The organism is Mesorhizobium sp. WSM3866, assembly GCF_002294795.1.
Lineage (GTDB): Bacteria > Pseudomonadota > Alphaproteobacteria > Rhizobiales > Rhizobiaceae > Mesorhizobium.
This window is the reverse complement of sequence record NZ_NSGC01000002.1, coordinates 324,783-351,286: the sequence shown is the minus strand read 5'-3', so window position 1 is coordinate 351,286 and position 26,504 is coordinate 324,783. Positions and strand designations below refer to the sequence as shown.

The following is a 26,504-nucleotide window of genomic DNA, read 5'->3' as shown; positions in this document are numbered from 1 at the left end:
TCGTCGCGGTGTTCACCATGGATTGCCAGACCCGTCAACTGTGGCGATCCGGCGTTGGTGCTAAAACTATGGGCAGGATATGGACATGACGAGCCCCGTCGAACAGCTTCGCGCGGTCAAGGCGAAGATCGCAAGCGCCGAACGCGAGGCAAAGCGTGAGCCCGGCGCCGTCATGCTGGTTGCGGTCTCGAAGACCTTCGCGGCCGAAGATATCCGCCCGGTCATCGAGGCGGGCCAGCGTGTTTTCGGCGAGAACCGCGTGCAGGAAGCTCAAGGTAAATGGCCGGCGCTGAAAGCGGCGTTTCCCGACATCGAGCTGCACTTGATCGGGCCGCTGCAGTCCAACAAGACGAAGGAAGCGGTGGCGCTTTTCGATGTCATCGAGACCGTCGATCGCGAGAAGATCGCCGCCGAGCTTGCCAAGGAGACCGCCAGGCAAGGCCGGGCGCCGAAACTCTATGTCCAGGTCAACACCGGTTCCGAGCCGCAGAAGGCCGGCATCGAGCCGCGCGACGCCGTCGCTTTCGTCAAACGCTGCCGCGAGGTGCACGGCCTCGCCATTGAGGGCCTCATGTGCATCCCGCCGGCGGACGAGAATCCCGGCCCGCATTTCGCGCTTTTGGAAAAGATCGCTGGCGAGGCCGGCGTCGCAATGCTCTCGATGGGCATGTCCGGCGATTACGAGACCGCGATCGCCTTCGGCGCGACCAGCGTCAGGCTGGGCTCGGCGATTTTCGGCAGTCGCTAAGCGCCTCGAGACGCTGGTAGCGATCTTGTTACCGACCCGACAATCGATCGATAACGCTTCCGCCAGCGCTTGAAACGAACCGGGCCGTTCCTACCAAGCCCGCGGATGACGAGTGATGGGCGTTTCCGCCAAACATTCGACGTACAGAGAACCTCTGCGCCGCTCAGTGCAGCACGAACTCCCCGTCCACTTTCCGCCACTCGTTCGGCGCGATCAGCTTCTGGTGCGTGTACGTCACCGAATGCAGCGGGCCGTCGAGCTTGGTCTTCCAGAATTCGATGAAGCGGATCAGCACCGGAAACTCCGGCGCGATGTCGTAATCCTGCCAGATATAGCTTTGCAGCAGATGTGGATGGTCTGGGAAGTGATAAAGGATCTTGGCCGTGGTCAGCCCATAGCCGCTGAGCATCAAGTCCATTTCGAGATGATGGCGCATTGCCGTCCTCAGTTGATTCTCCTTTCCTCCCAACGCGAAACTCTGCGCCTCGTTGCTTAACCGTCTATTGATTTTCGCACATCAGACCCAAGTTTTCCATCGGAAAAACAGACGGTTAGCAGCCCTAGGGCGAGAGTGCTGACAGGCGTTTGCACTTGCCCCTGCGTCATCCCGCCGCGCGAATCCAACGTCTAATATTGCCGTCACGGCGGAACTGTTAATAATGCCGCGAATTCACGGCTGCTTCGCCGTGATGCCGTCGGCACATCAAGCCGGCGGAACGGTTTCGGAGGAAAGCTAAAAAATGTCCGATGTCCATGTCCACCGCGTCCAGCCGGCGTGGAAGAAAAACGCGCTGATCGACAACGACACCTATCTCAAATGGTATGCCGACAGCGTGAAGAACGCGGACAAGTTTTGGGGCAAGCACGGCAAGCGCATCGACTGGTTCAAGCCCTTCACCAAGGTCAAGAACACTTCCTTCGACGGCAAGGTCTCGATCAAGTGGTTCGAGGACGGCCAGACCAATGTTTCCTACAACTGCATCGACCGGCATCTGAAGAAGCGCGGCAACCAGACCGCCATCATCTGGGAAGGCGACAACCCTTACGATGACAGGAAGATTACCTACAACGAGCTCTATGCGCATGTCTGCCGCTTCGCCAATGTCCTGAAGAAGCACGGCGTCAAGAAGGGCGACCGCGTTACCATCTACATGCCGATGATCCCCGAAACGGCTTACGCGATGCTTGCCTGCACGCGTATCGGCGCCATCCATTCGGTCGTCTTCGGCGGCTTCTCGCCCGATGCGCTGGCCGGCCGCATCGACGACTGCAAGTCGACCATCGTCATCACCGCCGACGAGGGCCTGCGCGGCGGCAAGCCGATTGCGCTGAAGGACAACACCGACAAGGCCATCGACATCGCCGCCAAGGCCGGCACCAAGGTGGAAAAAGTGGTGGTGGTGCGACGCACCGGCGGCAAGACCGGCTGGGTGCCGGGCCGCGACGTCTGGTACCACGATGAGGCCGCGACCGTTAAGGCCGACTGCAAACCCGAGAAGATGAAGGCGGAGGACCCGTTGTTTATCCTCTACACATCGGGCTCAACCGGCAAGCCGAAGGGCGTGCTGCACACCACCGCCGGCTATCTCGTCTATGTTTCGATGACGCACCAGTATGTCTTCGATTACCATGACGGCGACATCTACTGGTGCACCGCCGATGTCGGCTGGGTCACCGGCCACAGCTACATCGTCTATGGCCCTTTGGCCAACGGCGCCACGACGCTGATGTTCGAGGGCGTGCCGAACTACCCGTCGCAGTCGCGCTTCTGGGAAGTCGTCGACAAGCACCAGGTCAACATCTTCTACACCGCGCCGACGGCGCTGCGCGCCCTGATGGGCGCCGGCGATTCCCATGTGAAGAAGACCTCGCGCAAGTCGCTGCGCGTGCTGGGCACGGTCGGCGAGCCGATCAATCCGGAAGCCTGGGAGTGGTATTTCAACGTCGTCGGCAACGCCAAGGTGCCGATCGTCGACACATGGTGGCAGACCGAGACCGGCGGCATCCTGATCACGCCGCTGCCGGGCGCCACCGACCTTAAGGCCGGCTCGGCGACACGGCCCTTCTTCGGCGTCAAGCCGCAGCTGGTCGATGGCGAAGGCAAGGTGCTGGAAGGCGCGGCCGACGGCAATCTCTGCATCACCGATTCCTGGCCCGGCCAGATGCGCACCGTCTATGGCGATCACGACCGTTTCGTGCAGACCTATTTCTCGACTTACAAGGGCAAATACTTCACCGGCGACGGCTGCCGCCGTGACGCCGACGGCTACTACTGGATCACCGGCCGCGTCGACGACGTCATCAACGTTTCAGGCCACCGCATGGGCACGGCGGAAGTTGAATCGGCGCTGGTCAGCCACGACAAGGTCTCGGAAGCCGCCGTCGTCGGCTATCCGCACGATATCAAGGGTCAGGGAATCTACTGCTACGTCACGCTGATGTCCGGCACGACGTCGAGCGAGGATCTGCGCAAGGAGCTTGTCGCCCATGTCCGCAAGGAGATCGGCGCCATCGCAACGCCCGACAAGATCCAGTTCGCGCCGGGCCTGCCCAAGACCCGTTCAGGCAAGATCATGCGGCGCATCCTGCGCAAGATCGCCGAGGACGATTACGGCGCGCTCGGCGACACCTCGACGCTCGCCGATCCGGCCGTGGTCGACGATCTCGTTGCCAACCGGCAGAATAAAAGGGCCTGATGAACGCGCAGTCCGCACTCGGCACCGTCAGCCAGCTATGGCGCTATCCGGCGAGCTCGCTCGCCGGCGAGCGGCTGGACACCATCTCCGTCGGCACGTCGACTGTCGACGGCGACCGGCTGTTCGGCCTGGTCGATGCCTCGGATGGCGAGATCGCCAGGCCGGACCGCGGACCGAAATGGCACAAGGTGCCGCTGATCCGCACCCGGCTGACCGAAGACCGCCGGCTCGAAGTGGCTGTGCCCGGCGGCGACTGGCTGCCGGCGCCCGACCCGGAAAGCGACCGGGTTCTTTCCGGATTTCTTGGCTTCGACGCCTCGATCCGGCCTTACTTCCGCGAGCACGCGCCGGGCTATGCCGGCTCGCTGACGGCCGAGCGATACAGCAGGACGCCGATCCATCTGCTCACCACCGCCTCGCTGGCGCGGCTGAAGGCGCTGCATCCGCAAGGCGTGCCAGATTCGCGCCGCTTTCGCCCCAACATCGTCGTCGACATGGAGCCGGTGGAAGGCTCCTTCCCGGAGACGGAATGGCTCGGCCGCAAGCTCGCGATCGGCGATCTGCTGCTCACGATCTCCGAGCCCTGCCGCCGCTGCGGCTTCACCATCATCGCCCAGGACGGCTTCGACAACGACCCCGGCATCCTGCGCAACCTGGTCCGCTACAACGCCCACAATATCGGCGTTTATTGCACCGTCGACCGGCCGGCACGCGTCGAGATCGGCGCGGAGGTGCGGTTCGCCTGACCCGCCTTTGTCCCTACCGATACAAATCCTCACGCGTCGGCGGCAGGCCGCTTGGTCCGCGCGCGCGCTTGGTGGCGACCGTCTGGAAAATCTGCGCCGAGGCGCGTTCGAAGGCGATCGAGCAGCCGGTGAGATAGAGCAGCCATAGCCGAGCTTTCGCCTCGCCGACCTCGGCGATCGCCTCGTCGAAGCGCGCATGGAGACGCTCGGCCCACAGCCGGCAGGTGCGCTGATAATGCTCGCGAAGGTTCTCGACATCATGGACGAGGAAGCCACGCGCCTCGAGATTGCCGAGCGTCATGCCGATCGTGTCGAGCTCTCCACCTGGGAAGATGTATTTGATCAGCGCCTTGTATTCCGGACCCTTGCGCAACGTCTTGCGGATGTCGCCCTTGCTGCGCCTGGTGATGGCGTGGTGCAGATAGACGCCGCCGGGCTTGAGCAGACGATGGACGGCCGAAAAGTAGGCGTCGTGATTGGCGATACCCAGATGCTCGAACATGCCGATGGACGATATCTTGTCGAACGTGCCGGAGAGCTCGGCGTAGGATTTGATCTCGATGGTGATACGGTCCTCGAGACCCTCGGCGCGGATGCGCTCGCGGGCAAGCTCCGTCTGGGCCCGCGACAGCGAGACGCCATGGCCGACGACGCCGTAATGCTTCGCCGCATGGATCAGCATCGCGCCCCAGCCGCAGCCGATGTCGAGCAGCCTTTCGCCGGGCTTCAGCCTGAGTTTGCGGCAGATATGGTCGAGCTTGTCGACTTGCGTCTGGTCGATGCCGTTGGCGAAATCCTTGAAATAGCCGCAGCTATAGACCATGCGCTCGTCAAGGAAGAGCCGGTAGAAGGCATTCGAGATGTCGTAGTGATGCTGGATCGCTTCCTTGTTCGACCCGCTGACATAAGGGTTGCGGCCGGAGAGATCGCTGCGCGCCGTCATCTGTTTTCGCGAGAACAGCACCACCGGCAGGTCGCGCAGGATCTCCAGCTTGGGCAATGATCTGAGCTTCGTCTTGAGCTTGCCCTGCGAGGGCACGGCGTAGAAGTCGAACAGCGTGCCCTCTTCGATGTCGACGGTCTTGGAAATCCACATCTCGACAAGCGTCGAGAAGGCGGGACGCCGCACCAGTTGCCAGACGATGTCCTGATCGTTGATGGCAAGCACCGGACCGCCGGCGGGCCCGATCCGCTCGCCGGTCCAAAGCCTGACCGCAAAACCCGGCTTCAACGTCTCGACGACCCTGCGTACGATCCGCGCGGCTCTGTCGGCGGCGTCCATTCCCACCTCCCATACGGCCAACCCGACCCTCGAGCGCCACTGTCGTCCACCGGCCCGTCGACCGCAATCCCGATCTGTTGCGCAAAAGCATCGCGCGAGGATGATCCTCGTCCGGAGCACGGCCATTCCGTCGCGTCATCTTGTGTTTTGCCGCGACGCACCCCATCATTTGGCTGTGTTCAACAAACCGAAAGGAGGTGATCCGATGTCGAGTGATTTCGTTTTCCATAACGTGAGCTCAGCGGATTGCACTTCCGGGAAGCAGTCTTCCCGTTAAGGCGCGAGACGCGCGGCAGGTGACCCGAAGGGGTCGCCGCCAGGAGCCGCGTCATGGACGGAAACACGGAAGGCCGCCTGCTTCGTCAAGAAGCGGCGGCCTTTTCCTTCTGCGGGCTGACCTGTGGATCAGCGATTGATGGTGAGCTTCTCGATGTTGCGGGTGATCTGATCGAAGGCATCTGACAGTTCGGCGCCTGTGGCGGCCTCGTAAAAATGCTTCAGCGACGACGTGTCGTCGGTCGCACAGTCCTTCAATACGGATCTCGCTTGATCCCTCTCGATCGTCGTCATCGACGGATCGTTGAGATCGAAGCCGATGGTGAAGACCTCTATGCCGTCGTGCTTCATATTCTCGCAAATGGCTTCGGCATTGGCGCGCGACCTCCGGCCCTCGTCGTCGGACGCGGACGTGCCGCGCCCGCGGGCAAAGGCGGTGTTGAACTGGCCATCCGTCATCAGGATGGCGATCTTTGCCACTTTCTTCGGATCGAAATTCGCCGGACCGGCGCCCAGGCGGGCATCGGCGATGGCCGAACGCCAGGACGGCGAAAGCATGTAATAGCCCCATTGCGCGGCAATGCCACCTGCCGTCACGCCCGCAGCTTGGAAATGACCGATGGCCGTGAGCAGCTTGTCCTGATCGGCCGTCAGCGGAACCAGCGCCGCGGATGGACACACTTTCATGCGGTAGTCGCGGTTGACCTTGGCCTGATAGGTCCTGCCATTGTTGTCCTGCCACAGCGTATACGGGCCGTCGGACGAATAATCGGCATAGCCGTCCTTGTCCTTGCGCTCGGTGGCCCATTTGTCAGGCGCGGTCGTCACGGAAACGGCAAGGGGCGCATCGATCGGCGGCGGCAGCTTCGGTCCGGTCGAGGTCTCGACGAAGACGGTGTCGGCGAGGCCGCCAGTGTTGACGGCCTCGGCATAGGGGACGATCGCCACCCGGACCCGAGGCTCGCTGGGATCCCGGTTCTGTCCCAGGAGATCCTTGACCGTCTGCGACGCGGCCGCCTGCAGGTCGCCGATCTTATTGGTCTTGGCGCGCTTGTTGGCCGCCATGGAACCGGTGATGTCGAGCATCAGCGCCACCTCGATCTTCTTGTCCGAATAGAGCGCGGTGGTCGAGGCGGCGACACGCTGCATATCGCCAACGCTGAACAGCGGAATAGAGGCCGACATCGGCATGCGCATTCACCTGCACGGTCTTCGATGTCCTGTCGATGGTGAGCTTGTCGAGCACGATCTGGCCGGCCTGCAAGATGCCGGCCGCGCTGTTGGCGTCGAGAAACGCCTGTACCGATGCGTTGGCATCGGCTTCCTTGATGATGCCTAGGGTGAGATCGCGTGCCGTCGAAGTCACAGCGGCATCGACGACGCTCTGCAGACTCGATCTCGCATTGTAGACCTGCGCGATATTGACTGCGAATCCCACCCCCAGCGCCAGCACCGATGCGGCAGCCCCAAACAGAACCGCGAAATTGCCTCCGCGATCCCGCGCAAAGCCGTCCACCCCACGAGCGAGACCTTTCAACTGCCGCATCGTCACCCTCGCCTGCTGCGGCTTCGGTGCCGCTCAACGGAAGCGCTGCAGGATTTCGGCCAGACACGGCCACCCTTCTGTTCGAAAGCGCGGAGCGACAGCTAACTCATTGTTTCTGCTGGAACACGGCAGACAGGAAGGTGAATGGCGGGTAAATGGAAACACAATAGGGAAATGCCGTTCATAAAGCGCTTACCATGAGTGGCGGAGCCATTGCGGCCCTTCCCGCTTCGGCACAGTGCGCCCTGTGCCAAAGCGGGTCAGCGCTGGTGCTGGCGCCGCAGTGAAACAGCCGCCTGGCTTACGCGAGCATCTGGGCGCTCGCGGTCCTGTCGATGCCGTGATGCGGCGGCTTGAACAGATTGCCTTGCTGCTCATAGGTCCACACCTTGAACAGGGTAAGCCGATGCGGGCCGAAGCTGTGCAGCAGCGGCACGTCGGTGGCGTCGCGGCCGCGCGCGATCACGACGCGGCCGATCCTTGGACGATTGTGGCGCGGATCGAACGCGTACCATTTCCCGTCAAGGAACACTTCCATCCAGGCTGAGAAATCCATCGGCGCCGGATCGGCCGGCACGCCGATGTCGCCGAGATAGCCGTTCACATAGCGCGCTGGAATGTTCATCGCGCGGCAGAGCGCTATCGCGAGATGCGCGAAATCGCGGCAAACGCCGACGCGCTCCTCATGCGCCTGCGCCGCCGTGCGGGTGGCGCGGGCATAGCCGTAGCCGAACGAAAGCCGGCTATGGACATAGTCGACGATCGCCTGCGCGCGCGCCCAGCCGGGCGGCAGGTGGCCGAACAGCTCCCAGGCGAGGTTGCTGAGGTGATCGGTTTCGCAATAGCGGCTGCCGAGCAGGTAGACGAGCACCTCGTCCGGGAGGTCCGCCACCGGCATTTCGCGCGCCAGCGTGTTGATCTCGTCGGCCTCGCCGGTGTCCTCGACCACCCCATCAAAGAGGATGCGGAAACCGCCGGCCGGCGCCGTGAAGCGGCGGCAGATATTGCCATGGCTGTCGCGATAGGTGGTCGTCGGCACCGAAGGCGAGGTGAGAAAGCGAGTCTGCCGCTTGATGTCGGCATGGCGATCCGGGTGGATGTCGAGAAGCGCGATGATCGGCGTCGCGGCATCGCATTCGATGGCGATTTCGTAGCCGAGCCTGATCAGCATCACTTCCCCTTGTTGGTGGTCTTGCCCTTGTTGGTGGTCTTGCCCTTGTTGGTGGTCTTGCAAGACTGGTTGGAGAACGCCGCAATGAGGAGCGTTGTTCCGGCGGCGAGTCGAAATGCCGGCATGCGCCTTTGCAGGCTCCGCTTCGGAGGTTAGGATAGCGGTGCGTTTCGCGCTCCCCGAAAACGATTCCCCCAGGATATCCGATGTTCCCAGGCAGAAAGTTCGCCGCTTTCCTTTTCGACATGGACGGCACGGTCCTCAATTCGATCGCCGCGGCGGAACGCGTGTGGACCAAGTGGGCTCGCCGTCACGGCCTCGACGTCGCGAGCTTCCTGCCGACTATCCACGGCAAGCGCGCGATCGAGACCATCGCCGCGCTGAAGCTTCCCGGCGTCGATCCCGTCGTGGAAGCCGATGCGCTGCTCGAGGCCGAGGCGGCCGACCTCGAGGGCATCGTTCCGATTCCGGGTGCTGTGGCGTTTCTCAAGTCGCTGCCGCCGGAGCGCTGGGCGGTCGTCACCTCGGCGCCGCGGGAACTCGCGCTGCTGCGTATGGCGGCGGCCGGCATTCCGGTGCCCGCCATCATGGTCTCGGCCGAGGACGTCACCCGCGGCAAGCCGGCGCCCGACTGTTTTCTTTTGGCGGCAAAGCGTCTCGGCGTCGAGGCGCGCGATTGCCTCGTCTTCGAGGATGCCCCGGCCGGCATCGCCGCGGGCGAAGCCTCCGGCGCCTCGGTGATGGTGATCAGCGCCACGCATGTCCATCCGGTCGTGACGCAGCACGCCAGCATCGCCACCTACGATGCGCTCGGCGTCGCCACTGACGACGATGGCTGGATGATCATCGAGCCGCAGCGCGACGCGGCCTGATGCATGTCGCGGTGTGCAGCGGTTTTGCGAAGACGACAGCACGAACAATGACTTAAGCGCGTCGCCTGAATCCGCTTCAGCGCGACGCGCCTTGAGTGTCATTAAAAATCAGTGGCCAGACCCTTCACCTCCCAGTCGCCGTAGCGCCCGGGTTCCTTGCCGCCGCGTCCGCCGAACTCTTTCGGCAGGCGGGCTTCCGCCTCGCGGTATGCCTTCCGCCTGGCTTCCGCTTCCGCCAATGCGCGTTGCGCCTCAGGCGACAGCGTCCTTTGCGGCTTGGCGCCTTCGGTTTTGTTGGGTTGATCGGTCATGCGATGCTTCCTGCCGATTGAAACGGGGACCCGCCTTTCCCATCATATAGCCATGACAATGGCAGGATCGACCCCTATTCGCCACCACGCCAGACGGAAGAGACGATGAATACGCTTCGCACCGCCATGCTCCTTGCTGCGATGACCGCGCTGTTCATGGGCGTCGGCTTTCTGATCGGCGGCACCGGCGGCATGGTGATCGCCTTGCTGTTGGCCGCCGGCATGAACCTGTTCAGCTACTGGAATGCCGACAAGATGGTGCTGTCGATGAACCGCGCCATCGAGGTCGACGAGAGGAACGCTCCCGAATATTATGCGATCGTTGAGGCGCTGGCCAAGCAGGCCGGCCTGCCGATGCCGAAGACCTATCTGATCGACAGTCCGCAGCCGAACGCCTTCGCCACTGGCCGCAATCCCGAAAACGCCGCTGTAGCCGCATCGACCGGCCTGCTGGAGCGGCTCAGCCACGAAGAGGTCGCGGCGGTGATGGCGCATGAACTCGCCCATGTGCAGCATCGCGACACGCTTACCATGACGATTGTCGCGACGCTTGCCGGCGCGATCTCGATGCTCGGCAATTTCGCCTTCTTCTTCGGCGGCAGCCGCGAAAACAACAATCCGCTGGGCTTCGTCGGCGTGCTTGTCGCCATGCTCGTTGCGCCCTTTGCCGCCATGATCGTGCAAATGGCGGTGAGCCGCACCCGCGAATACGAGGCCGACCGGCGCGGCGCCGAAATTTGCGGAAATCCGTTGTGGCTCGCCTCGGCGCTCGACAAGATCGCGCGCGGCGCCGAGCGCATTCCCAATCCGGATGCCGAGCGAAATCCGGCGATGGCACATCTGTTCATCATCAATCCGTTGCACGGTGAGCGCATGGACAATCTGTTCTCGACCCACCCGAGCACAGAGAACCGCATCGCCGCCCTGCAGCAGATGGCGCGCGAGATGAGCGGTGCCGCCCAAGCCGCGCGGCGCGAAGCCCCTGCGCCAGGCCAGCCGGACGAGCCGCAGGCAGGACCATGGAGCCAGCCGGCCGAGCCGGAGCGGCCGAAGCGCAATCCCTGGGGTCGCAACCCGACCGGCCCCCGCGGCACAGGATCCAAAGATCCGTGGTCGTGAGCGGAGCGAAGCGCCGACCGCAAACCCAAGGCAGAGGTGACGCAAGTGCGAGCGAAACGGTCGCCGGCCTCGCGGCGCGCAAGGCGGCCGCCCGCCTGCTTGCCGCCGTCATCGATGCCCATACCCCGCTCGACGGCCTGACCGACAACGAGCACGGCCACCCGCAATACAAGGCGCTCGACCAGCGCGACCGCGCATTGGTGCGCGCCATTCTGGTCACGGCGCTGCGCCACCGCATGACCATTGCCGGACTGCTTGCAAGGCGTCTGGAAAGGCCGTTGCCGGCCAACGCCACCGTGCTCTCGCACATCCTGCACGTGGCCGCCGCGCAGATCCTGTTTCTCGACATCCCCGACAGCGCCGCCGTCGACCTCGCCGTCACCCACGCCAAGTCCGACCCACGCACGCTGCGTTTCTCCGGTCTCGTCAACGGCGTGCTGCGCTCGCTGGCGCGTGCCAAGGGCGCCGAGCTGGCGCCGACGCTCGCCGCGACGACCGAGGCGCCCCAGTGGTTCGCAGACCGACTGGCCACAGCCTATGGCGCCGCCAGGGCGGAGGCCATTCTTGCTGCCCATCGCCATGAGGCTCCAGTCGATTTCACCGTTAAAACCGACCCTTCGCTCTGGGCGGAGAAGCTGGGCGGCATCGTGCTGCCGACCGGCACGGTGCGCGTCGAGAAGCTGCAGACCGGCGTCACCGATCTGCCCGGCTTCGCCGACGGCGCCTGGTGGGTGCAGGATGCGGCGGCAGCCCTGCCCGCGCGCCTTTTCGGCGCCATCGAGGGACAACGCATCGCCGATCTTTGCGCCGCGCCCGGCGGCAAGACGGCCCAGCTGATCCTCGCCGGCGCGAACGTCACCGCCGTCGACAGTTCAAAGAACCGGCTGGCCAGGCTGGGTGAGAACCTAAAACGCCTCGGCCTTTCGGCCGAACTGGCGCACACCGACCTGCTCGACTACCGGCCGGCGGAGCCGTTCGACGCCGTGCTGCTCGACGCGCCCTGCTCCTCGACCGGCACCGTGCGCCGGCATCCCGACGTGCCGTGGACCAAAACCATGGCCGATGTCGAGAAGCTCGCCACGCTGCAGCGGCGCCTGCTCGCTCACGCCGCCACTCTCGTCAAACCGGGCGGACGGCTCGTCTTTTCCAATTGCTCGCTCGACCCGATCGAGGGCGAGGAGCTTTATCGCGTCTTCCTTGCCGGAACTCGCGGCGTGATCGCCGATCCGATCCAAGCGGGTGAATTCGCCGGCCTCGATCCCTTCCTCACGCCCGATGGCACGCTGCGCACCACCCCCGCCGATTTGGTGCTGAATTCACCGGGGGTTTCGGGGCTCGACGGCTTCTTTGCCGCCCGGATGAGAAGGACGATTTAGGACGTTATTGCATAAATCTTGCCGACTTTTTTAGCGATGCCCAGGTCATGGCCGCGTGAAGGGGTTCACTTCGTGGAATCCGCCTTCGCATAAGTTCTTGAATCATATAAGCTTGTGCTTAGGGGCTGACGACTATCAGGAGGGGTTTTGGCACTTGCTGCCGGCAGCACGACGCGTCTTTGGACGCTTGTCGCGAGGGAGTTCTGGCGCAAAACGCGCCGGCGCCTTCGTGCCGGCCCTATCTATCGCTGGCGTTATTCCGGCCGCACGCCCGAGCGCGTCCTCATCGCGCCGCCGGATCTGAGGCTCGCCGACCCGCAGATCGCGCTCGAAATCTACTATGGCCGCTATCCGCTGTCCGGCCACATGGTCGAGACCGGCGGCAAATCGCCTTTCCAGATCAATGTGCCCAATCGCGGCTGGCAAAAGTCGCTGCACGGCTTCCGCTGGCTGCGCCATATGCGCGCTGCCGGCACCGAGCTCGCCGCCGCCAATGCTCGCGCCCTGGTCTCGGACTGGATCGTCATGCACGGCAACCAGATATCGGGCGTCGCCTGGGAGCCTGGCACGACAGCCAAGCGGGTGATTGCCTGGCTGCAGCATTCCTCGGTCGTGCTGCAAGGCGCCGAATTCCCGTTCTACCGCGCCTTCCTCAAATCGCTCGCCATGCAGATCCGTTATCTCAGATCGATGGCGCGCGAGATGCCGGACGGCAAGGACAGGCTGCGCGCTCGCATCGCGCTCGCCTTCTCCACCCTGTCGCTACCCGCGCCGGCCTCGGCGCTGCGCGCCGCCACGCGCAACCTGGCCGAGGAGCTCGACCACCAGATCCTGCCGGACGGCGGTCACATCTCGCGCAACCCGATGACGGTGCTGGAATTGCTCGCCGACCTTCTGCCGTTGCGCCAGACCTATGCCAACCAGGCGGAGGCGCCGCCGCCGGCGCTGATCAACGCCATCGACCGCATGCTGCCGGCGCTGCGCTTCTTCCGCCACCAGGACGGCAGCCTTGCCCGCTTCAACGGCATGGGCGCCACCATCCACGATCGCATCGCCACCATCCTGCGTCATGACGACACGGTCGGCGCGCCGCTGCTGCACGCGCCCCATTCCGGCTATGAGCGCCTGTCGATGGGCGGCGTCACGGTGATTGCCGACACCGGCCTGCCGCCGCCTGTCGACATCTCCAACGCGGCGCATGCCGGCTGCCTCGCCTTCGAGCTTTCCTCCGGGCGCCAGCATTTCATCGTCAACGCAGGCATCGATACCTATGGCGCCGCCGAATTCCGGCCGCTCGCCCGCGCCACCGCCGCGCATTCGACAGCCACCGTCAACGACACGTCCTCGGCGCGCTTCAGTCACTCGTTGCGGGTCAGCGACCTGCTCGGCTCGCCGCTGATCGGCGGCCCGCAGCATGTGCCCTGCAAGCGCATCGACCAGAAGGGTGTGCAGGGCTTTGTCGCGCGCCACGACGGCTATGCCGCGCGCTTCGGCTTGCTGCACGAGCGGGAGGTGAAGCTGGCGGAGAACGGCAATGTGCTGACCGGCCGCGACCGCTTCCTTCGCCCCGGAGGTGCGGCGATCCGCAACAATGGCCGCGACTTCGTCACCGTGCGCTTCCATATCCATCCCGACATCGGCCTGCTGCACGACGAGCAGGACCGCCTGACCCTGGCGGCCGCCCAGGGCGACACCTGGGTGTTCACTTGTGCCGAAGTGGCGCCCGAGATCGAGGAATCGATCTATTTCGCCGGGCTCGGCGGACCGCGCCGCAGCCGGCAGATCGTGCTTGCCTTCAAGGCCTCGGAGATCGCCGAGGTGCACTGGCAGCTGACGCGCGCCGCCGTCGCCGGCTATCCCGAGAACAATTGATTCGCGGCCAAGGAACCCGAGTTGCGCGCTTGATTTCCGAGCCTCATATGCTACGGCCCGCGAACGTTCCCAACCAGCCTTGAAAGGCCGCCAGCCATGGCCGTCCCCGCCAAGAACATTCCGGCGCCCGACCTCGTTCCGATTCGCCGCGCGCTGCTTTCCGTTTTCGACAAGACCGGTTTGATCGACTTTGCCAAAGCCCTTGCCGCCGCCGGCGTCGAGCTGGTCTCCACCGGCGGCACCGCGAAGGAGATCGCCGCGGCCGGCCTGGCCGTACGCGATGTTTCGGAGCTGACCGGCTTTCCCGAGATCATGGACGGTCGCGTCAAGACCTTGCATCCCTCGGTGCATGGCGCCCTGCTCGGCGTGCGCGACGACGCCGAGCACGCGAAAGCGATGCACGACCACCACATCCAGCCGATCGACCTCGTCGTGTCCAACCTCTACCCGTTCGAGGAGGTCCGCCGCTCCGGCGCGGGCTACGCCTCGATCGTGGAAAACATCGACATCGGCGGCCCGGCGATGATCCGCGCCTCGGCCAAGAACCACGCCTATGTCGCCATCGTCACCGACCCTGCCGACTACGCCTCGGTGCTCAACGCGCTCGAGATGAATCTCGGCTCGCTGTCGCTCGATTTCCGCAAGAAGCTGGCGGCGAAGGCCTTTGCTCGCACCGCGACCTACGATGCGGCGATCTCCGGCTGGTTTGCCGACACGCTCGAAATCGAGCATCCGACCTGGCGGGCCTTCGGCGGCCGTCTCGACCAGGTGATGCGCTATGGCGAGAACCCGCATCAGGGCGCCGGCTTCTATCTCTCCGGCGACAAGCGCCCGGGCGTCGCGACCGCCAGGCAGCTGCAGGGCAAGCAGCTTTCCTACAACAACATCAACGATACCGACGCCGCCTTCGAGCTGGTCGGTGAATTCGATCCGACCCGGTCAGCGGCGATAGCCATCATCAAGCACGCCAACCCGTGTGGCGTCGCCGAGGGCGCGACGCTGAAGGCGGCTTACGCAAAGGCGCTGGCCTGCGATCCGGTCTCGGCCTATGGCGGCATCGTCGCCATGAACCGCATCCTCGACGCCGAGGCAGCGGAAGAGATCGTGAAGACCTTCACCGAGGTCATCATCGCGCCCGATGCCACCGATGAGGCCGCGGCGATCATAGCGGCGAAGAAGAACTTGCGCCTTCTGGTCACCGGCGGTCTGCCCGACCCGCGCGCCGCCGGCACGGTCGCCAAATCGGTCGCCGGCGGGCTGTTGGTGCAAAGCCGGGACAATGCGGTGGTCGACGACCTCGAGCTCAAGGTGGTGACGAAACGCGCGCCGACTCCGGCCGAGATGGCCGACCTTAAATTTGCCTTCCGCGTCGCCAAGCACGTCAAGTCGAACGCCATCGTCTACGTCAAGGACGGCTCGACCGTCGGCATCGGCGCCGGCCAGATGAGCCGCGTCGATTCCTCGCGCATCGCCGCCCGCAAGGCGCTCGACGCTGCCGAGGCGGCTGGCCTGGCCGAGCCGCTGACCAGGGGTTCGGTCGTCGCTTCCGACGCCTTCTTCCCCTTCGCCGACGGCCTGCTGTCGGCCATCGAGGCCGGCGCCACGGCCGTGATCCAGCCCGGCGGCTCGATGCGCGACGAGGACGTGATCGCCGCCGCCGACGAGCACGGCATCGCCATGGTGTTCACCGGCGTGCGGCACTTCAGGCATTGAGTGCCACTACCCTCCCCTCGATGGGGAGGGTCGGTGCGCTCGCCTGCGAGCGCACCGGGGCGGGGTGATGGCGCCGACCCCCAGCCCGCTCCGCTTCGCGGATCGACCCTCCCCACAAGGGGGAGGGTAAATCACTCCACCGGCTTGTCTGCCGGATATGGCGTCCTGACCAGGATTGCCATGCCGAGGCCGAGGAACAGCGCGATCACCGCCATGCCGAGCCGTGCCGAGCCGCTGGCCAGCGTGATCGTCGACACCAGGAACGGCGCCAGGAAGCTCGTTGCCCTGCCGGCCAGCGCGTAGATGCCGAAATAGCGGCCGGACTCGGCGGCCGTGACGCTGCGCGCCATGTAGGAGCGCGAGGAGGCCTGGACCGGCCCGAAGGCGAGTCCGATCAGCAGGCCGTAGAGGATGTAGGCCTTTTCGGCCGCGGTGCCGAAGAGGCCGCCGGAATCGGTGGTGGGCAGCTGTATTAGGCCGAGCAGCGTGAAGCCTGGCCCGGTCGACACGACGCCGATCGTAGCCAGCAAAAGGAGCATCAGCGCAATCATCACCACGGCCTTCGATCCGAGCGCGGTGTCGAGGCGCGCGGCGATCCAGCAGCCGAAGATCGCGACGACGTTGAGGATGATGCCGAACATGCCGATCTCGGTGATCGACCAGTTGAACATGCCGGCGGCAAAGGTGCCGCCGAGCGCCAGGAGCGCGTTGACGCCGTCCTGATAGATCATGCGGGCGACGAGGAAGCGGAAGATGCCGACGCGCTTGCGCACCTCGAAGAGCGTGGACTTCAATTCCGACAGGCCCTCCCGCACCGCCGGGCCCATTGAAAGCCCCTTGATGGCGTCCGGCGTGAAGATGAACATCGGCAGGATGAACAGGAAGTACCATCCGGCCGACATCGGCCCGGTGAAGCGCGCGTCCTCGCCGAGCTTAGGATCGAGCCCGAACAGCGGGTCGAGGCCGATGATCGTCTTGCCGGTTTCCAGATTGCCGGCCAGGAACAGCACCACGAAGATCAAGGCCACCATGCCGCCGAGATAGCCGAGCCCCCAGGCGATGTTGGAGATCTTGCCGATGTCCTCCTTGGGCACTAGGCGCGGCATCATGGAATCGTTGAAGACGGTGGAGAATTCCGCGGCCACAGAGGCGAGCGAGAAGAGCAGCACGATCAGGAACAGGCTGGAGCCGGGCGCGGCGAACCAAAGCAGCGTAAGGCTGATGATCTTGACCGCCGCGAAGGAGGCGATCCATGGCTTGCGCGGCCCGGTCTGGTCGGCAATCGAGCCGAGCACCGGCGAAAGCACCGCGATGACGAGACCCGCGGCAGCGATGCCGTAGCCCCAGGCAGCCTGCCCGGTTGTGGGGTCGCTCGCCATGCGCGAGACGAAGTATGGCCCGAAGATGAAGGTGGTGACGACGGTGAAGAAGGGTTGCGCTGCCCAGTCGAAGAACATCCAGCCCCAGATGCCGCGCCCCGTTGCCCGCTGCACTGCTACTTCGGCCATGTCCCCTCCGGCATCGTCCGCTTGCCCCGCGCCCCGCGCATGTCTGCATGTTTTCCGGCGGCGATGCAAATGAACAAGCACGGCGCCGCCGCTCATTGGCTTGCGCGTTTCCACTCCGCGTCAGCGGGAACAAGAGCGCCGGCCGCGACCTCTTCCTTATGGGGAGATCGGACCTCAGGTCCGGATGGGGGTGGCGCCGAGCCCCGCCCCGCTGCTTCGCAGCGACCTCCCCGCAAGGGGCAGGGTAAACCTACATCCCCGTCAGGTCGCTCATCAGGCCGGACGCCACCGACAGCCGAGACACGGTGATGTCGCCGCCTTCGGTCAGCGCCTGCAGCCTCTCGCGGATTCGCCCGACCTGCTCGCCGCCTGCTTCCAGCCAGGCCGCCACCGGATCCACCGCCTGGCCGTGGGCGGTGAGCGCCGCGACCGCGATGCCGCGCCTTGCGGCGCCGATCGTGTCGGTCGCGCGCGACAGCGCCAGCTGGTCGTAATAGTCCGGCGGCATGATCGAGCGCGCGGCCTCCTCGACGCGAGGGATGCGAAAAGCATCGCTGACGGCGAAGAAGGCCCTGGCGGCGCTGACGATGTCGGCATTGGCCGTGCGTGCGGTGAGCGCGATGTCCGGGATCAGGTCGCTCACCTCGGCCAGCGCCAGCTTTTCGGCAAGTTTGTCGGGCGCGCCGCCCTCAGTCAGGTCGTGCCGCCGCGCCTCGATCCGCTCGCGCGAGAAGGCCGGCAGCAGCGAGATGAGCTTCGGCTCCAAAGCCTTGCGCGCTTCCTGCAAGTCGGCGATGCGCTGGCCCAGCGGCGCGGAGGATAGGTCGTTCTTCAGGTACCAGCCGCTGGTCATGAAGATGAGCCGGCTGACTGCCTGGTAGAGATCGAGCTGCGTCTGGCCGTCGATCTGGTTGTCGAGGGCATCGATCTCCTTGTAGAGCGAAGGCAGCGCGAAACCGTCGCGCACCAGGGCGAAAGTGCGCACGACGGCGCCCGCTGTGCGGCCCGTCGCTTCCTGCAGCCGGTTGACGAAAGACGGCCCGCCGCGATTGACGAGATCGTTGGCGACGACGCGCGCGATGATCTCGCGCCGCAGCCGGTGGGCACGGATCTCGCCGGCGAATTTCTTCGCCATCCGCTCCGGGAAATAGCCCATCAGATCGCGGTCGAAATGCGGATCGTCCGGCACGTCGCTGGCGACGATGTCGGAGAAGAGCACGATCTTGGCATAGGCAAGCAGCACGCCGAGCTCGGCCCTGGTCAGCGGCTCGCCGCGAGCCTCGCGCTCGGCAAGCGCCGCCGGCGAAGGCAGCGTCTCGACGGCGCGGTCGAGCAGGCCGCGCGCTTCGAGCGCCGTCATGAAGCGCGCCTGGTGCGCGATGTCGGCCAGCCCGCGCTTGCGCGCCAGCGACAGCGCCAGCGTCTGCTGGTAGTTGTTGGAAAGCACCAGCGTGCTCACCTCGTCGGTCATCTCGGCAAGCAGCTTGTTGCGCGCCGGCCGCGCCAGCGAGCCTTTGCGCATGGCCGACGCCAGCGCGATCTTGATGTTGACCTCGACGTCCGAGCAGTTGACGCCGCCCGAATTGTCGATGGCGTCGGAATTGCAGCGGCCGCCCTTCATACCGAACTCGATGCGCGCCCGCTGCGTGACGCCAAGATTGGCGCCCTCGCCGATGACCTTGGCGCGCACGTCGAGCGCGGTGACGCGGATGGCGTCGTTGGCGCGGTCGCCGACATCGGCATTGGTCTCGCCGGAGCCCCGGACATAGGTGCCGATGCCGCCGAACCACAAAAGATCGACGGGCGCCTTGAGGATGGCGTTCATGATCTCGACCGGCGTTGCCGTGGTCTTGGCGAGGCCGATCGCGGCGGCCGCCGCCTGCGGCAGCGTTATCGACTTCAGGCTGCGCGAGACGATGACGCCGCCTTCCGACAGCTTTGACTTGTCATAGTCCTGCCACGACGAGCGCGGCAGTCCGAACATGCGCTGGCGCTCGGCCAGCGAGGCCGCCATGTCCGGGTCGGGGTCGATGAAGATGTCGCGGTGGTCGAAGGCGGCGATCAGCTTGGTTGCCGGTGACAGGAGCATGCCGTTGCCAAACACGTCGCCCGACATGTCGCCGACGCCGACGACCGTGAAGGGCTCGGTCTGGATGTCGCGGTTCATCTCGCGGAAATGCCGCTTCACCGCTTCCCAGGCGCCCTTGGCGGTGATGCCCATCTTCTTGTGGTCGTAGCCGGCCGAGCCGCCGCTGGCGAAGGCGTCGTCCAGCCAGAAATTGTGCGTCTCCGAAATGGCGTTGGCCGTATCGGAGAAGGTCGCCGTGCCCTTGTCGGCGGCAACGACGAAATAGGGATCATCCTGGTCGCGCCGCACCACGCCGGCCGGCGGGATGATGCCGTCGACACCGATATTGTCGGTGATCGAAAGCAGGCTGGAGACGAAATTCTTGTAGGCCGAAGTGCCGGCCTCGAAGATCGCGTCGCGGCCGGCGCTCATCGGCAGTTTCTTCGGATAGAAGCCGCCCTTCGCGCCGACCGGCACGATGACCGCGTTCTTGACCTGCTGCGCCTTGACCAGACCCAGCACCTCGGTGCGGTAGTCCTGGGCGCGGTCAGACCAGCGCAGGCCGCCGCGCGCCACCGGGCCGAAGCGCAGATGAACGCCCTCGACCTCCGAGCCGTAGACGAAGATCTCGCGCCAGGGGCGGGGCGCCGGCAGCCCGTCGACCGCCTGCGAATCCAGCTTGATCGCCAGCGACTGTCCTTTGTCTTTCGTATCGGCAACGAAATGATTGGTGCGCAGCGAGGCTTCGATCAGGTTGAGATAACGACGGATGATGGTGTCGTCATCAATGTTGGGCACCTCTTCCAGCGCGTCCTTGATCTTGGCCTTGAGGTGCTTGGCGGCGACCACGCCCTCGGTCTCGGCCGTCGGGCCAAGGCGGGCAACGAACAGCTGATGCAGGCCGCGCGCGATCTCCGGATAGCGGTTGAGCGCGGCGGCGATGAAATCCTGGCTCTGCGGGATACCGGCCTGCTGCAAATAGCGGCCGTAGGCGCGCAGGATCGTGATTTCGCCCGACCAGAGACCCGCGGTCTGGGCAAGGCCGTTATAGCCGTCATTGTCGACGTCGCCGCGCCAGACCGACAGGAAGGCATCCTCGAACAGCGCACCGTCGCCGAGGTCGATCGGCTTGCCGTAGCTGTTCTCCAGCTCCATGTCGTTGATGAACACCATGCCGGAGGCTTCGTCGCCAACCTCGAAGGTGCGCTCGCTGATGACGCGGAAGCCGATATTCTCCAGCACCGGCACGCGCCGCGACAGCGCCACCGGACTGCCGTGGTGATAGATCTTCAGCGCCGCCTGGTGCGGCTTCTGGTCGGCATGGCGGTAATAGTCGATGGCGATTGGATTGGCCGCATCGATCCTGGCGATGCGTCCTGCATCGGCCAGCGCCACGGCCGGCGAGAACGAATCGCGATAGCTTTCCGAAAAGCGCGAGGCAATTGCCGTAAGCGTTGCATCGGCGCCCGATTCCGACACTGCTTCGCGCAGCGCATCGTCCCAGGTGCGCACGATGTCGCGGATCGCTGCCTCTATCGTTGCCGGCTCGACCTTCGGCGTCTTGCCGCCGGAGCGGCCGATGATGAAATGCACACGCGCCAGCCCGCCTTCTGGGAAGGCCGGATAATATGCCGACAGCCGGCCCTGAAATACTGTCTTCAGGTAGGTGCCGATCTTCTCGCGCACGACGCTGTCGTAGCGGTCGCGCGGCACGAAGACGAGAATCGAGACGAACCGGTCGAACTGATCGACCCGCACCAGCGCCCTGACGCGCGGCCGTTCGATCAGTCCGAGGATGGCTTCGGCGTGCTTCCTGAGGATCGGCACCGGAACCTGAAACAGCTCGTCGCGCGGATAGCTCTCCAGCACGTTGATCAGCGCCTTGCCGGAATGGTCATGTGGATTGAAGCCGGACTTGGCGATGACCGTCTCGGCCTTCGAGCGCAGATAGGGGATCTTCATCACCGAACGCGTGTAGGCGGTCGAGGTGAACAGGCCTACGATGCGCAGCTCGCCTGAAAGCACGCCCTTGGCGGTGTAGGTTTTGACGCCGATATAGTCGAGATAGATGCGCCGGTGCACCAGGGACTTGGCATTGGCCTTGGTGACGATCAGCGGTTCCGGCCCATGCAGGAAGGCGCGGATCTCCGGCGTTGTCGACACCGCCTCGGTGCCGCGCCTGAGAACCAGGACGTCGGGATCCGCGAGGATGCCGAGGCCGGGTTTGTCGGCGCGCTCCAGCATGCCGCTCTTCTCGCCGCCGGTGTAGTTGAACTCGCGCATGCCGAGGAAGGTGAAATTGTCGTCTCGCAGCCATTCGAGGAAGGCGATCGCCTCGGTGACATGCGCCTTGTCGAGCGGCACCGGCGCGTAGCGGAATTCCGAGATGGCCTGATCGAGCCGGGCAAGCATCGGCTTCCAATCGGCGACGGCGGCGCGCACCTGGTCCAGCAGCTTCTTCAGGCGGCCGGCCAGGGCTTCGGCCTGATCCGCCGAAAGGCGGCCGATATGGACGTGGACGACGCTCAGCCGGTCATGGCTGGTTTCGCCCTTGACGGAGCCGCCGTCTCCGAGGATCTCCTCGATGCCGCTCTTGCCGTGCCGGACGACGATGACGGGATGGGTGACCAAAAGCGGCTCGCCGGCGCTCTCGGTGATCTCGCCGAGGATGGAATCGAACAGGAACGGCATGTTGTCGTTGACGACGGTGATGACCGTCATCGGCCGGCCCTGGCGCGTCACGCCGGAATCCACGTCTATGGCAATGATGCAATCGCCCTTTCTGTGCCTGGCGACCGCCCGGCCGGCGAGATCGGCGGCGCGTTCGAGGTCGGCGACGTCATAGGCGGCGATGTCTTCGGCCGGCGTGCGGGCGAGGAGATAGTCGGCGAGCCTGCCGGGCTTTTCGCCTGCCCTTGCCGCGCCTCCTTTTGCCGGACTGGTTTTTTTCGGCTGGCTTGCGGTTTTCAGGCTGGCCATGATGTGAAGTCCCTCCCGTCACATGCTTTTGGGTCTATGGTAGCAGATGAGCGCTATTTGGCGACAAAGGTTTGACGACGCTTTAAGAAAATCGAACCGACGCTCACCCTGCGAGGAGAACGGATATGACCGACAGGATTACGGCGCTCGACCTGGCCCGGGCGGAGCTGAGCGAAGCGACGAAGGCTTATTTCGCCAAATGCGAGGAAAAGCTCGGCCTCGTGCCCAACGTGCTTCTGGCCTACGCCTTCGACGAGAAGAAGCTGCGCGCCTTCACCGACATGTACAACGAGCTGATGCTGGGCGAGTCCGGCCTGTCGAAGCTGGAGCGCGAGATGATCGCGGTCGCCGTTTCCTCGATCAACCAGTGCTACTACTGCCTGACCGCGCATGGCGCGGCGGTGCGCCAGCTTTCCGGTGAGCCCGCTCTTGGCGAGATGATGGTGATGAATTTCCGCGCCGCCGGCTTGCCCGAAAGGGAGACGGCGATGCTGGAATTCGCGGTCAAGCTGACGGAGGAGCCAGCCAAGATCGTCGAGGGCGACCGCGCCGCGTTGCGACAGGTGGGCTTCAGCGATCGCGACATCTGGGACATCGCCTCGACTGCCGCCTTCTTCAACATGTCGAACCGGGTGGCCGCCGCGGTCGACATGCGACCGAACCCCGAATACCACGCCATGGCAAGGTGAGGCTCACCGGCCTCACATTAGCAACGTCGAATTTCTCGTTGCCCGCCCCGCCGTTTGGGTCGATGATCAACGATTGCGGTTAGCCCGCATATCGATGATTGCGGCTAGCTCGCATATCAACGATTGCGGCGTAGCCGCATATCGGATTGCGGCATAGCCGCATACCGCCAGGCGGCGCTGCCGCATCCCGGCTCGACGCTGCCGAAAAGGGAGGAGAACATGGCGAAATTTCTCTATGTCTATCACGGCTCCGGCAAGATGCCGACCGACGAGGCCGAGCGCAAAGCCGCGATGGATGCCTGGACCGGCTGGTACGACAAGCTGGGTTCGGCCGTGATCGACGGCGGCAATCCTGTCGGCATGTCGAGAACGGTGCTGCCCGGCGGCGCGGTCGAGAACAATGGCGGCAGCAATCCAACCGCCGGCTACACGATCGTCGAAGCGAAGGATATCGACGATGCCGTCGCCAAGGCCAGGGATTGTCCGATCCTGATGAACCCGGCCTTCAGCGTCGAGGTCGCGCCGATCATCGAGATGATGTAGCGCCAAAGCGCCCGAAGGTCGTCAGAGTGAAACACGGCGGGCGGCATACTCTTGCCCGCCCGCCGTCGCACGGCTAGAAGAGCCGATCCTTCCCGATTTCGAGTTTCACTTTGCCTCAGTAAACGCCGGTCTCGTCTACTCCCCGAAAGCACGCGCAGGCGCGCTTTGGCGGCGCCTGCATCATTTCATGTGTTCTTCAGGCGGCGGCTCGAGACCGGTTTGGCATTGCTGAGCCGCCGTCGCGCAATTGCGCGGGCGCCTGATTTTCAACCACTACAGCCTTTCGCCACACCGTGCCCGCATGGGCATCTCGGACATTGCCGCGCTGACGGACTTCCCGACGGGAAGGGCCTATCGGCATGTCTCGAACTTTGCGCATTCGCTGGGTGGTCGCGCCCGCAGTCGCGCCTCGACCTCTCATCAACTGCAATCGCTGCGGCGGCGTCAAACCTTACCAATGCAGCGGAAAGTTCCGCGTCAACGCCAACGGCAAGCGCATCGATGCCTGGCTGATCTATCGCTGCACCGACTGCGACAATTCCTGGAACCGCGCCATTTTTGAGCGATGCAACCGTCGCGACATCGCACCGGCGCTGCTGGCTGCACTGGAGCGCAACGATCCGACGCTGGTCCGACACTATGGCTTCGATGCCGTGGCGCTCAGAAATCGGGTCGGGCGGATCGAAGAATCTCCGGAAGTCACGGTGCGAAAGGAGGCGCTGGATGGCAGGCCGGAAGGCGCGACGGCGCTTTGGCTTGAGCTTCGGCTCGATGCCGCAACGCCCTTGCGGCTTGACCGCTTGCTCGCCGGCGAGCTCGGCATCTCCCGGTCGAGGCTGCAGGCCTGGGAAGCGCGGCGGTTGCTCGCCATCGAACCGTGCGGCGCCAAAGCCCTGCGCAGGCCGGTGCGCGACGGCATGGTGGTACGCGTCGACCTCTCCGGCGAGACCGGCCGTGACGCTGTCGTTTCGGCCGCATGTGCATGAAGTGACAAGGGAGGGAGCGCTGCTCCTCCCTTGAGTAACTGCCTGGGCTAAAACCCTACGCCGCGCCCATTACCTTGGCCGACTTCTCGAAGCGCTTGCGCTCGTTCGGATCGAGATAGAGCTTCCTGAGCCGGATGGTCTTCGGCGTCACCTCGACCAGCTCGTCGTCCTGGATCCAGGCCAGCGCGCGTTCCAGCGTCATGCGGACCGGCGGCGTCAGCTTCACCGCCTCGTCCTTGCCGGCGGCGCGGATGTTGGTGAGCTTCTTGCCCTTCAGCACGTTCACTTCCAGGTCGTTGTCGCGGGAATGGATGCCGATGATCATGCCCTGGTAAACCTTGACGCCCGGATCGATGATCATCGGGCCGCGATCCTCCAGGTTCCACATCGCATAGGCGACCGACTCACCCTGTTCGTTGGAGATCAGCACGCCATTGGTGCGGCCGGGCAGCTCGCCCTTGTAGGGCTCGTAGGCATGAAACAGCCGGTTCATCACGGCGGTGCCGCGCGTGTCGGTCAACAGTTCCGACTGATAGCCGATCAGGCCGCGGGTCGGCGCATGGAAGACAAGGCGCTGGCGGTTGCCGCCGGAGGGGCGCAGCTCGACCATCTCGGCCTTGCGTTCCGACATCTTCTGCACGACCACGCCGGCGTGCTCCTCGTCGACGTCGATGACGACTTCCTCGACCGGCTCCAGCAACTGGCCGTCATCGCCCTTCTGCATGACGACCCGCGGGCGCGACACGGCGATCTCGAAGCCTTCGCGGCGCATCGTCTCGATCAGCACGGCAAGCTGCAACTCGCCGCGACCGGAGACGAAGAAGGAATCCTTCTCCGGCGATTCCTCGATCTTGAGCGCCACATTGCCTTCGGCCTCGCGCAGCAACCGGTCGCGGATGACGCGGCTGGTCACCTTGTCGCCCTCGGTGCCGGCAAGCGGACTGTCGTTGACGAGGAAGGACATGGTCACCGTCGGCGGGTCGATAGGCTGCGCATGCAGCGGCTCGCTCACGCTCGGATCGCAGAAGGTGTCGGCGACGGTGCCCTTCGACAGGCCGGCGATGGCGACGATGTCGCCCGCCTGGGCTTCCTCGATCGGCTGGCGCTCGAGCCCGCGGAAGGCGAGGATTTTCGAGATTCGTCCGGTCTCGATCTGCGTGCCGTCATGGTGCAGCACCTTGACCGCCTGGTTGGGCTTCAGCGAACCGGACTCGATGCGGCCGGTGATGATGCGGCCGAGGAACGGATTGGCTTCGAGGATCGTACCGATCATGCGGAACGGACCGGGATGCACCGTCGGCGCGGGCACATGCTTGACGACGAGATCGAACAGCGGCGCAAGGCCCTGGTCTTTCGGGCCTTCAGGATTTTCCGAGACCCAGCCGTCGCGGCCCGAGCCGTAGAGGATCGGGAAGTCGAGCTGTTCGTCGGTCGCATCGAGCGCCGCGAACAGGTCGAACACCTCGTTGACCACCTCGATGTGACGGGCGTCCGGCCGGTCGATCTTGTTGATGACGACGATCGGCCGCAGACCTACCTTCAGCGCCTTGCCGACGACGAACTTGGTCTGCGGCATCGGCCCTTCGGCGGCGTCGACGAGCACGATCGCCGAATCCACCATCGACAGGATGCGCTCGACCTCGCCGCCGAAGTCGGCGTGTCCGGGCGTGTCGACGATATTGATGCGGGTGCCCTTCCAATCGACCGAGGTCGCCTTGGCCAGGATGGTGATGCCGCGTTCTTTTTCGAGGTCGTTGGAGTCCATGGCGCGCTCGGCGACGCGCTGGTTTTCGCGGAAGGCGCCGGACTGTTTCAGGAGTTGGTCGACGAGCGTGGTTTTTCCATGGTCGACATGCGCGATGATCGCGATATTGCGGAGGTTCATTGTCTGGTCTCGGGAGCGTTGCAGGCAGCAGGCCCGAAAGCGCCGCCTTTTTCGGTTGGGCGGCTCATACAAGGTTTTTCGCAATTGCGAAAGGGGAGGCCCCGCCCCAAATAAATGG

Annotated in this window: 21 protein-coding genes; 11 read left to right on the top strand and 10 right to left on the bottom strand. The window is 64.6% G+C overall.

Annotated features, from left to right (window positions below):
• Window positions 1-85: 85 nt before the first annotated feature.
• A complete protein-coding gene (locus tag CK222_RS05885; RefSeq protein ID WP_095799960.1) occupies window positions 86-748 on the top strand; it encodes a YggS family pyridoxal phosphate-dependent enzyme in 663 nt (220 codons plus the stop codon).
• Between the two features lie 163 nt (window positions 749-911).
• On the opposite strand, the gene CK222_RS05880 is transcribed toward CK222_RS05885, so the two are convergent.
• Window positions 912-1,184, bottom strand: a complete 273-nt coding sequence (locus CK222_RS05880) for an aspartate-semialdehyde dehydrogenase (protein WP_067001506.1) — start codon at window positions 1,182-1,184, stop codon at window positions 912-914.
• Between the two features lie 304 nt (window positions 1,185-1,488).
• On the opposite strand from CK222_RS05880, the gene acs reads away from it, so the two are divergent.
• Window positions 1,489-3,444, top strand: coding sequence for an acetate--CoA ligase (acs, locus tag CK222_RS05875; protein ID WP_095799711.1), 1,956 nt, complete (start codon window positions 1,489-1,491; stop codon window positions 3,442-3,444).
• Window positions 3,444-4,190 (top strand): MOSC N-terminal beta barrel domain-containing protein, encoded by a 747-nt coding sequence (locus tag CK222_RS05870; protein ID WP_095799710.1) that lies wholly within the window; start codon window positions 3,444-3,446, stop codon window positions 4,188-4,190. Before acs ends, CK222_RS05870 begins: the two co-directional genes overlap by 1 nt.
• Window positions 4,191-4,203: 13 nt before the next feature.
• Here the strand turns inward: CK222_RS05870 and CK222_RS05865 are convergent, their stop codons facing one another.
• The 5 genes from CK222_RS05865 to CK222_RS33340 form a co-directional block, all read right to left on the bottom strand.
• On the bottom strand, window positions 4,204-5,472 hold the full coding sequence (locus CK222_RS05865) for a cyclopropane-fatty-acyl-phospholipid synthase family protein (RefSeq protein ID WP_095799709.1): 1,269 nt from the start codon (window positions 5,470-5,472) through the stop codon (window positions 4,204-4,206).
• Window positions 5,473-5,877: 405 nt separating this feature from the next.
• A complete protein-coding gene (locus CK222_RS05860) occupies window positions 5,878-6,897 on the bottom strand; it encodes a hypothetical protein (RefSeq protein WP_348628802.1) in 1,020 nt (339 codons plus the stop codon).
• Window positions 6,782-7,294: a TadE/TadG family type IV pilus assembly protein gene (locus CK222_RS33515; protein WP_348628801.1), complete on the bottom strand. Its 513-nt coding sequence runs from the start codon at window positions 7,292-7,294 to the stop codon at window positions 6,782-6,784. The genes CK222_RS05860 and CK222_RS33515 overlap by 116 nt, the downstream gene beginning before the upstream one ends.
• A gap of 301 nt (window positions 7,295-7,595) precedes the next feature.
• A complete protein-coding gene (locus tag CK222_RS05855) occupies window positions 7,596-8,465 on the bottom strand; it encodes a transglutaminase family protein (protein WP_095799708.1) in 870 nt (289 codons plus the stop codon).
• Window positions 8,465-8,590, bottom strand: a complete 126-nt coding sequence (locus CK222_RS33340) for a hypothetical protein (RefSeq protein WP_278057108.1) — start codon at window positions 8,588-8,590, stop codon at window positions 8,465-8,467. Before CK222_RS33340 ends, CK222_RS05855 begins: the two co-directional genes overlap by 1 nt.
• An 81-nt stretch (window positions 8,591-8,671) precedes the next feature.
• Between CK222_RS33340 and CK222_RS05850 the strand changes: the two genes are divergently transcribed.
• Window positions 8,672-9,337 (top strand): HAD-IA family hydrolase, encoded by a 666-nt coding sequence (locus CK222_RS05850; protein WP_067324943.1) that lies wholly within the window; start codon window positions 8,672-8,674, stop codon window positions 9,335-9,337.
• A gap of 101 nt (window positions 9,338-9,438) precedes the next feature.
• Here CK222_RS05850 and CK222_RS05845 read toward each other — a convergent pair whose 3' ends face one another.
• The gene (locus CK222_RS05845; protein ID WP_067324941.1) at window positions 9,439-9,648 is read right to left on the bottom strand and encodes a DUF1674 domain-containing protein; all 210 of its coding nucleotides are present in this window, start codon (window positions 9,646-9,648) and stop codon (window positions 9,439-9,441) included.
• Window positions 9,649-9,753: 105 nt separating this feature from the next.
• On the opposite strand from CK222_RS05845, the gene htpX reads away from it, so the two are divergent.
• The 4 genes from htpX (at window position 9,754) to purH (ending at window position 15,728) form a co-directional block, all read left to right on the top strand.
• Window positions 9,754-10,767: a zinc metalloprotease HtpX gene (gene htpX, locus CK222_RS05840; RefSeq protein ID WP_095799707.1), complete on the top strand. Its 1,014-nt coding sequence runs from the start codon at window positions 9,754-9,756 to the stop codon at window positions 10,765-10,767.
• Window positions 10,758-12,143, top strand: coding sequence for an RsmB/NOP family class I SAM-dependent RNA methyltransferase (locus CK222_RS05835; RefSeq protein ID WP_245432964.1), 1,386 nt, complete (start codon window positions 10,758-10,760; stop codon window positions 12,141-12,143). Before htpX ends, CK222_RS05835 begins: the two co-directional genes overlap by 10 nt.
• Window positions 12,144-12,290: 147 nt before the next feature.
• Window positions 12,291-14,015 (top strand): heparinase II/III family protein, encoded by a 1,725-nt coding sequence (locus CK222_RS05830; RefSeq protein ID WP_095799705.1) that lies wholly within the window; start codon window positions 12,291-12,293, stop codon window positions 14,013-14,015.
• A 96-nt stretch (window positions 14,016-14,111) separates the two neighbouring features.
• A complete protein-coding gene (gene purH / locus CK222_RS05825) occupies window positions 14,112-15,728 on the top strand; it encodes a bifunctional phosphoribosylaminoimidazolecarboxamide formyltransferase/IMP cyclohydrolase (RefSeq protein ID WP_095799704.1) in 1,617 nt (538 codons plus the stop codon).
• 131 nt (window positions 15,729-15,859) lie between these two features.
• Here the strand turns inward: purH and CK222_RS05820 are convergent, their stop codons facing one another.
• Window positions 15,860-17,236 carry an MFS transporter gene (locus tag CK222_RS05820; RefSeq protein WP_095799959.1) on the bottom strand — a complete coding sequence of 459 codons (1,377 nt, stop codon included), beginning with the start codon at window positions 17,234-17,236 and terminating at the stop codon, window positions 15,860-15,862.
• 250 nt (window positions 17,237-17,486) lie between these two features.
• A complete protein-coding gene (locus CK222_RS05815) occupies window positions 17,487-22,283 on the bottom strand; it encodes an NAD-glutamate dehydrogenase (RefSeq protein WP_095799703.1) in 4,797 nt (1,598 codons plus the stop codon).
• A gap of 125 nt (window positions 22,284-22,408) precedes the next feature.
• On the opposite strand from CK222_RS05815, the gene CK222_RS05810 reads away from it, so the two are divergent.
• The 3 genes from CK222_RS05810 (at window position 22,409) to CK222_RS05800 (ending at window position 24,501) form a co-directional block, all read left to right on the top strand.
• Window positions 22,409-22,972, top strand: a complete 564-nt coding sequence (locus CK222_RS05810) for a peroxidase-related enzyme (RefSeq protein WP_067001468.1) — start codon at window positions 22,409-22,411, stop codon at window positions 22,970-22,972.
• 219 nt (window positions 22,973-23,191) lie between these two features.
• On the top strand, window positions 23,192-23,515 hold the full coding sequence (locus CK222_RS05805) for a YciI family protein (protein WP_095799958.1): 324 nt from the start codon (window positions 23,192-23,194) through the stop codon (window positions 23,513-23,515).
• Between the two features lie 359 nt (window positions 23,516-23,874).
• Window positions 23,875-24,501 carry a DUF1062 domain-containing protein gene (locus CK222_RS05800; protein WP_095799702.1) on the top strand — a complete coding sequence of 209 codons (627 nt, stop codon included), beginning with the start codon at window positions 23,875-23,877 and terminating at the stop codon, window positions 24,499-24,501.
• Window positions 24,502-24,556: 55 nt separating this feature from the next.
• Here CK222_RS05800 and typA read toward each other — a convergent pair whose 3' ends face one another.
• Window positions 24,557-26,386: a translational GTPase TypA gene (gene typA / locus CK222_RS05795; protein ID WP_067001463.1), complete on the bottom strand. Its 1,830-nt coding sequence runs from the start codon at window positions 26,384-26,386 to the stop codon at window positions 24,557-24,559.
• Between the last annotated feature and the right edge of the window lie 118 nt (window positions 26,387-26,504).

Coding starts and splice junctions, on each gene's coding strand:
- CK222_RS05885 (WP_095799960.1), top strand. CDS start 86: ATGACGAGCCCCGTCGAACAGCTTCGCGCGGTCAAGGCGAAGATCGCA.
- CK222_RS05880 (WP_067001506.1), bottom strand. CDS start 1,184: ATGCGCCATCATCTCGAAATGGACTTGATGCTCAGCGGCTATGGGCTG.
- acs (WP_095799711.1), top strand. CDS start 1,489: ATGTCCGATGTCCATGTCCACCGCGTCCAGCCGGCGTGGAAGAAAAAC.
- CK222_RS05870 (WP_095799710.1), top strand. CDS start 3,444: ATGAACGCGCAGTCCGCACTCGGCACCGTCAGCCAGCTATGGCGCTAT.
- CK222_RS05865 (WP_095799709.1), bottom strand. CDS start 5,472: ATGGACGCCGCCGACAGAGCCGCGCGGATCGTACGCAGGGTCGTCGAG.
- CK222_RS05860 (WP_348628802.1), bottom strand. CDS start 6,897: ATGCAGCGTGTCGCCGCCTCGACCACCGCGCTCTATTCGGACAAGAAG.
- CK222_RS33515 (WP_348628801.1), bottom strand. CDS start 7,294: ATGCGGCAGTTGAAAGGTCTCGCTCGTGGGGTGGACGGCTTTGCGCGG.
- CK222_RS05855 (WP_095799708.1), bottom strand. CDS start 8,465: ATGCTGATCAGGCTCGGCTACGAAATCGCCATCGAATGCGATGCCGCG.
- CK222_RS33340 (WP_278057108.1), bottom strand. CDS start 8,590: ATGCCGGCATTTCGACTCGCCGCCGGAACAACGCTCCTCATTGCGGCG.
- CK222_RS05850 (WP_067324943.1), top strand. CDS start 8,672: ATGTTCCCAGGCAGAAAGTTCGCCGCTTTCCTTTTCGACATGGACGGC.
- CK222_RS05845 (WP_067324941.1), bottom strand. CDS start 9,648: ATGACCGATCAACCCAACAAAACCGAAGGCGCCAAGCCGCAAAGGACG.
- htpX (WP_095799707.1), top strand. CDS start 9,754: ATGAATACGCTTCGCACCGCCATGCTCCTTGCTGCGATGACCGCGCTG.
- purH (WP_095799704.1), top strand. CDS start 14,112: ATGGCCGTCCCCGCCAAGAACATTCCGGCGCCCGACCTCGTTCCGATT.
- CK222_RS05820 (WP_095799959.1), bottom strand. CDS start 17,236: ATGGCCGAAGTAGCAGTGCAGCGGGCAACGGGGCGCGGCATCTGGGGC.
- CK222_RS05815 (WP_095799703.1), bottom strand. CDS start 22,283: ATGGCCAGCCTGAAAACCGCAAGCCAGCCGAAAAAAACCAGTCCGGCA.
- CK222_RS05810 (WP_067001468.1), top strand. CDS start 22,409: ATGACCGACAGGATTACGGCGCTCGACCTGGCCCGGGCGGAGCTGAGC.
- CK222_RS05805 (WP_095799958.1), top strand. CDS start 23,192: ATGGCGAAATTTCTCTATGTCTATCACGGCTCCGGCAAGATGCCGACC.
- CK222_RS05800 (WP_095799702.1), top strand. CDS start 23,875: ATGTCTCGAACTTTGCGCATTCGCTGGGTGGTCGCGCCCGCAGTCGCG.
- typA (WP_067001463.1), bottom strand. CDS start 26,386: ATGAACCTCCGCAATATCGCGATCATCGCGCATGTCGACCATGGAAAA.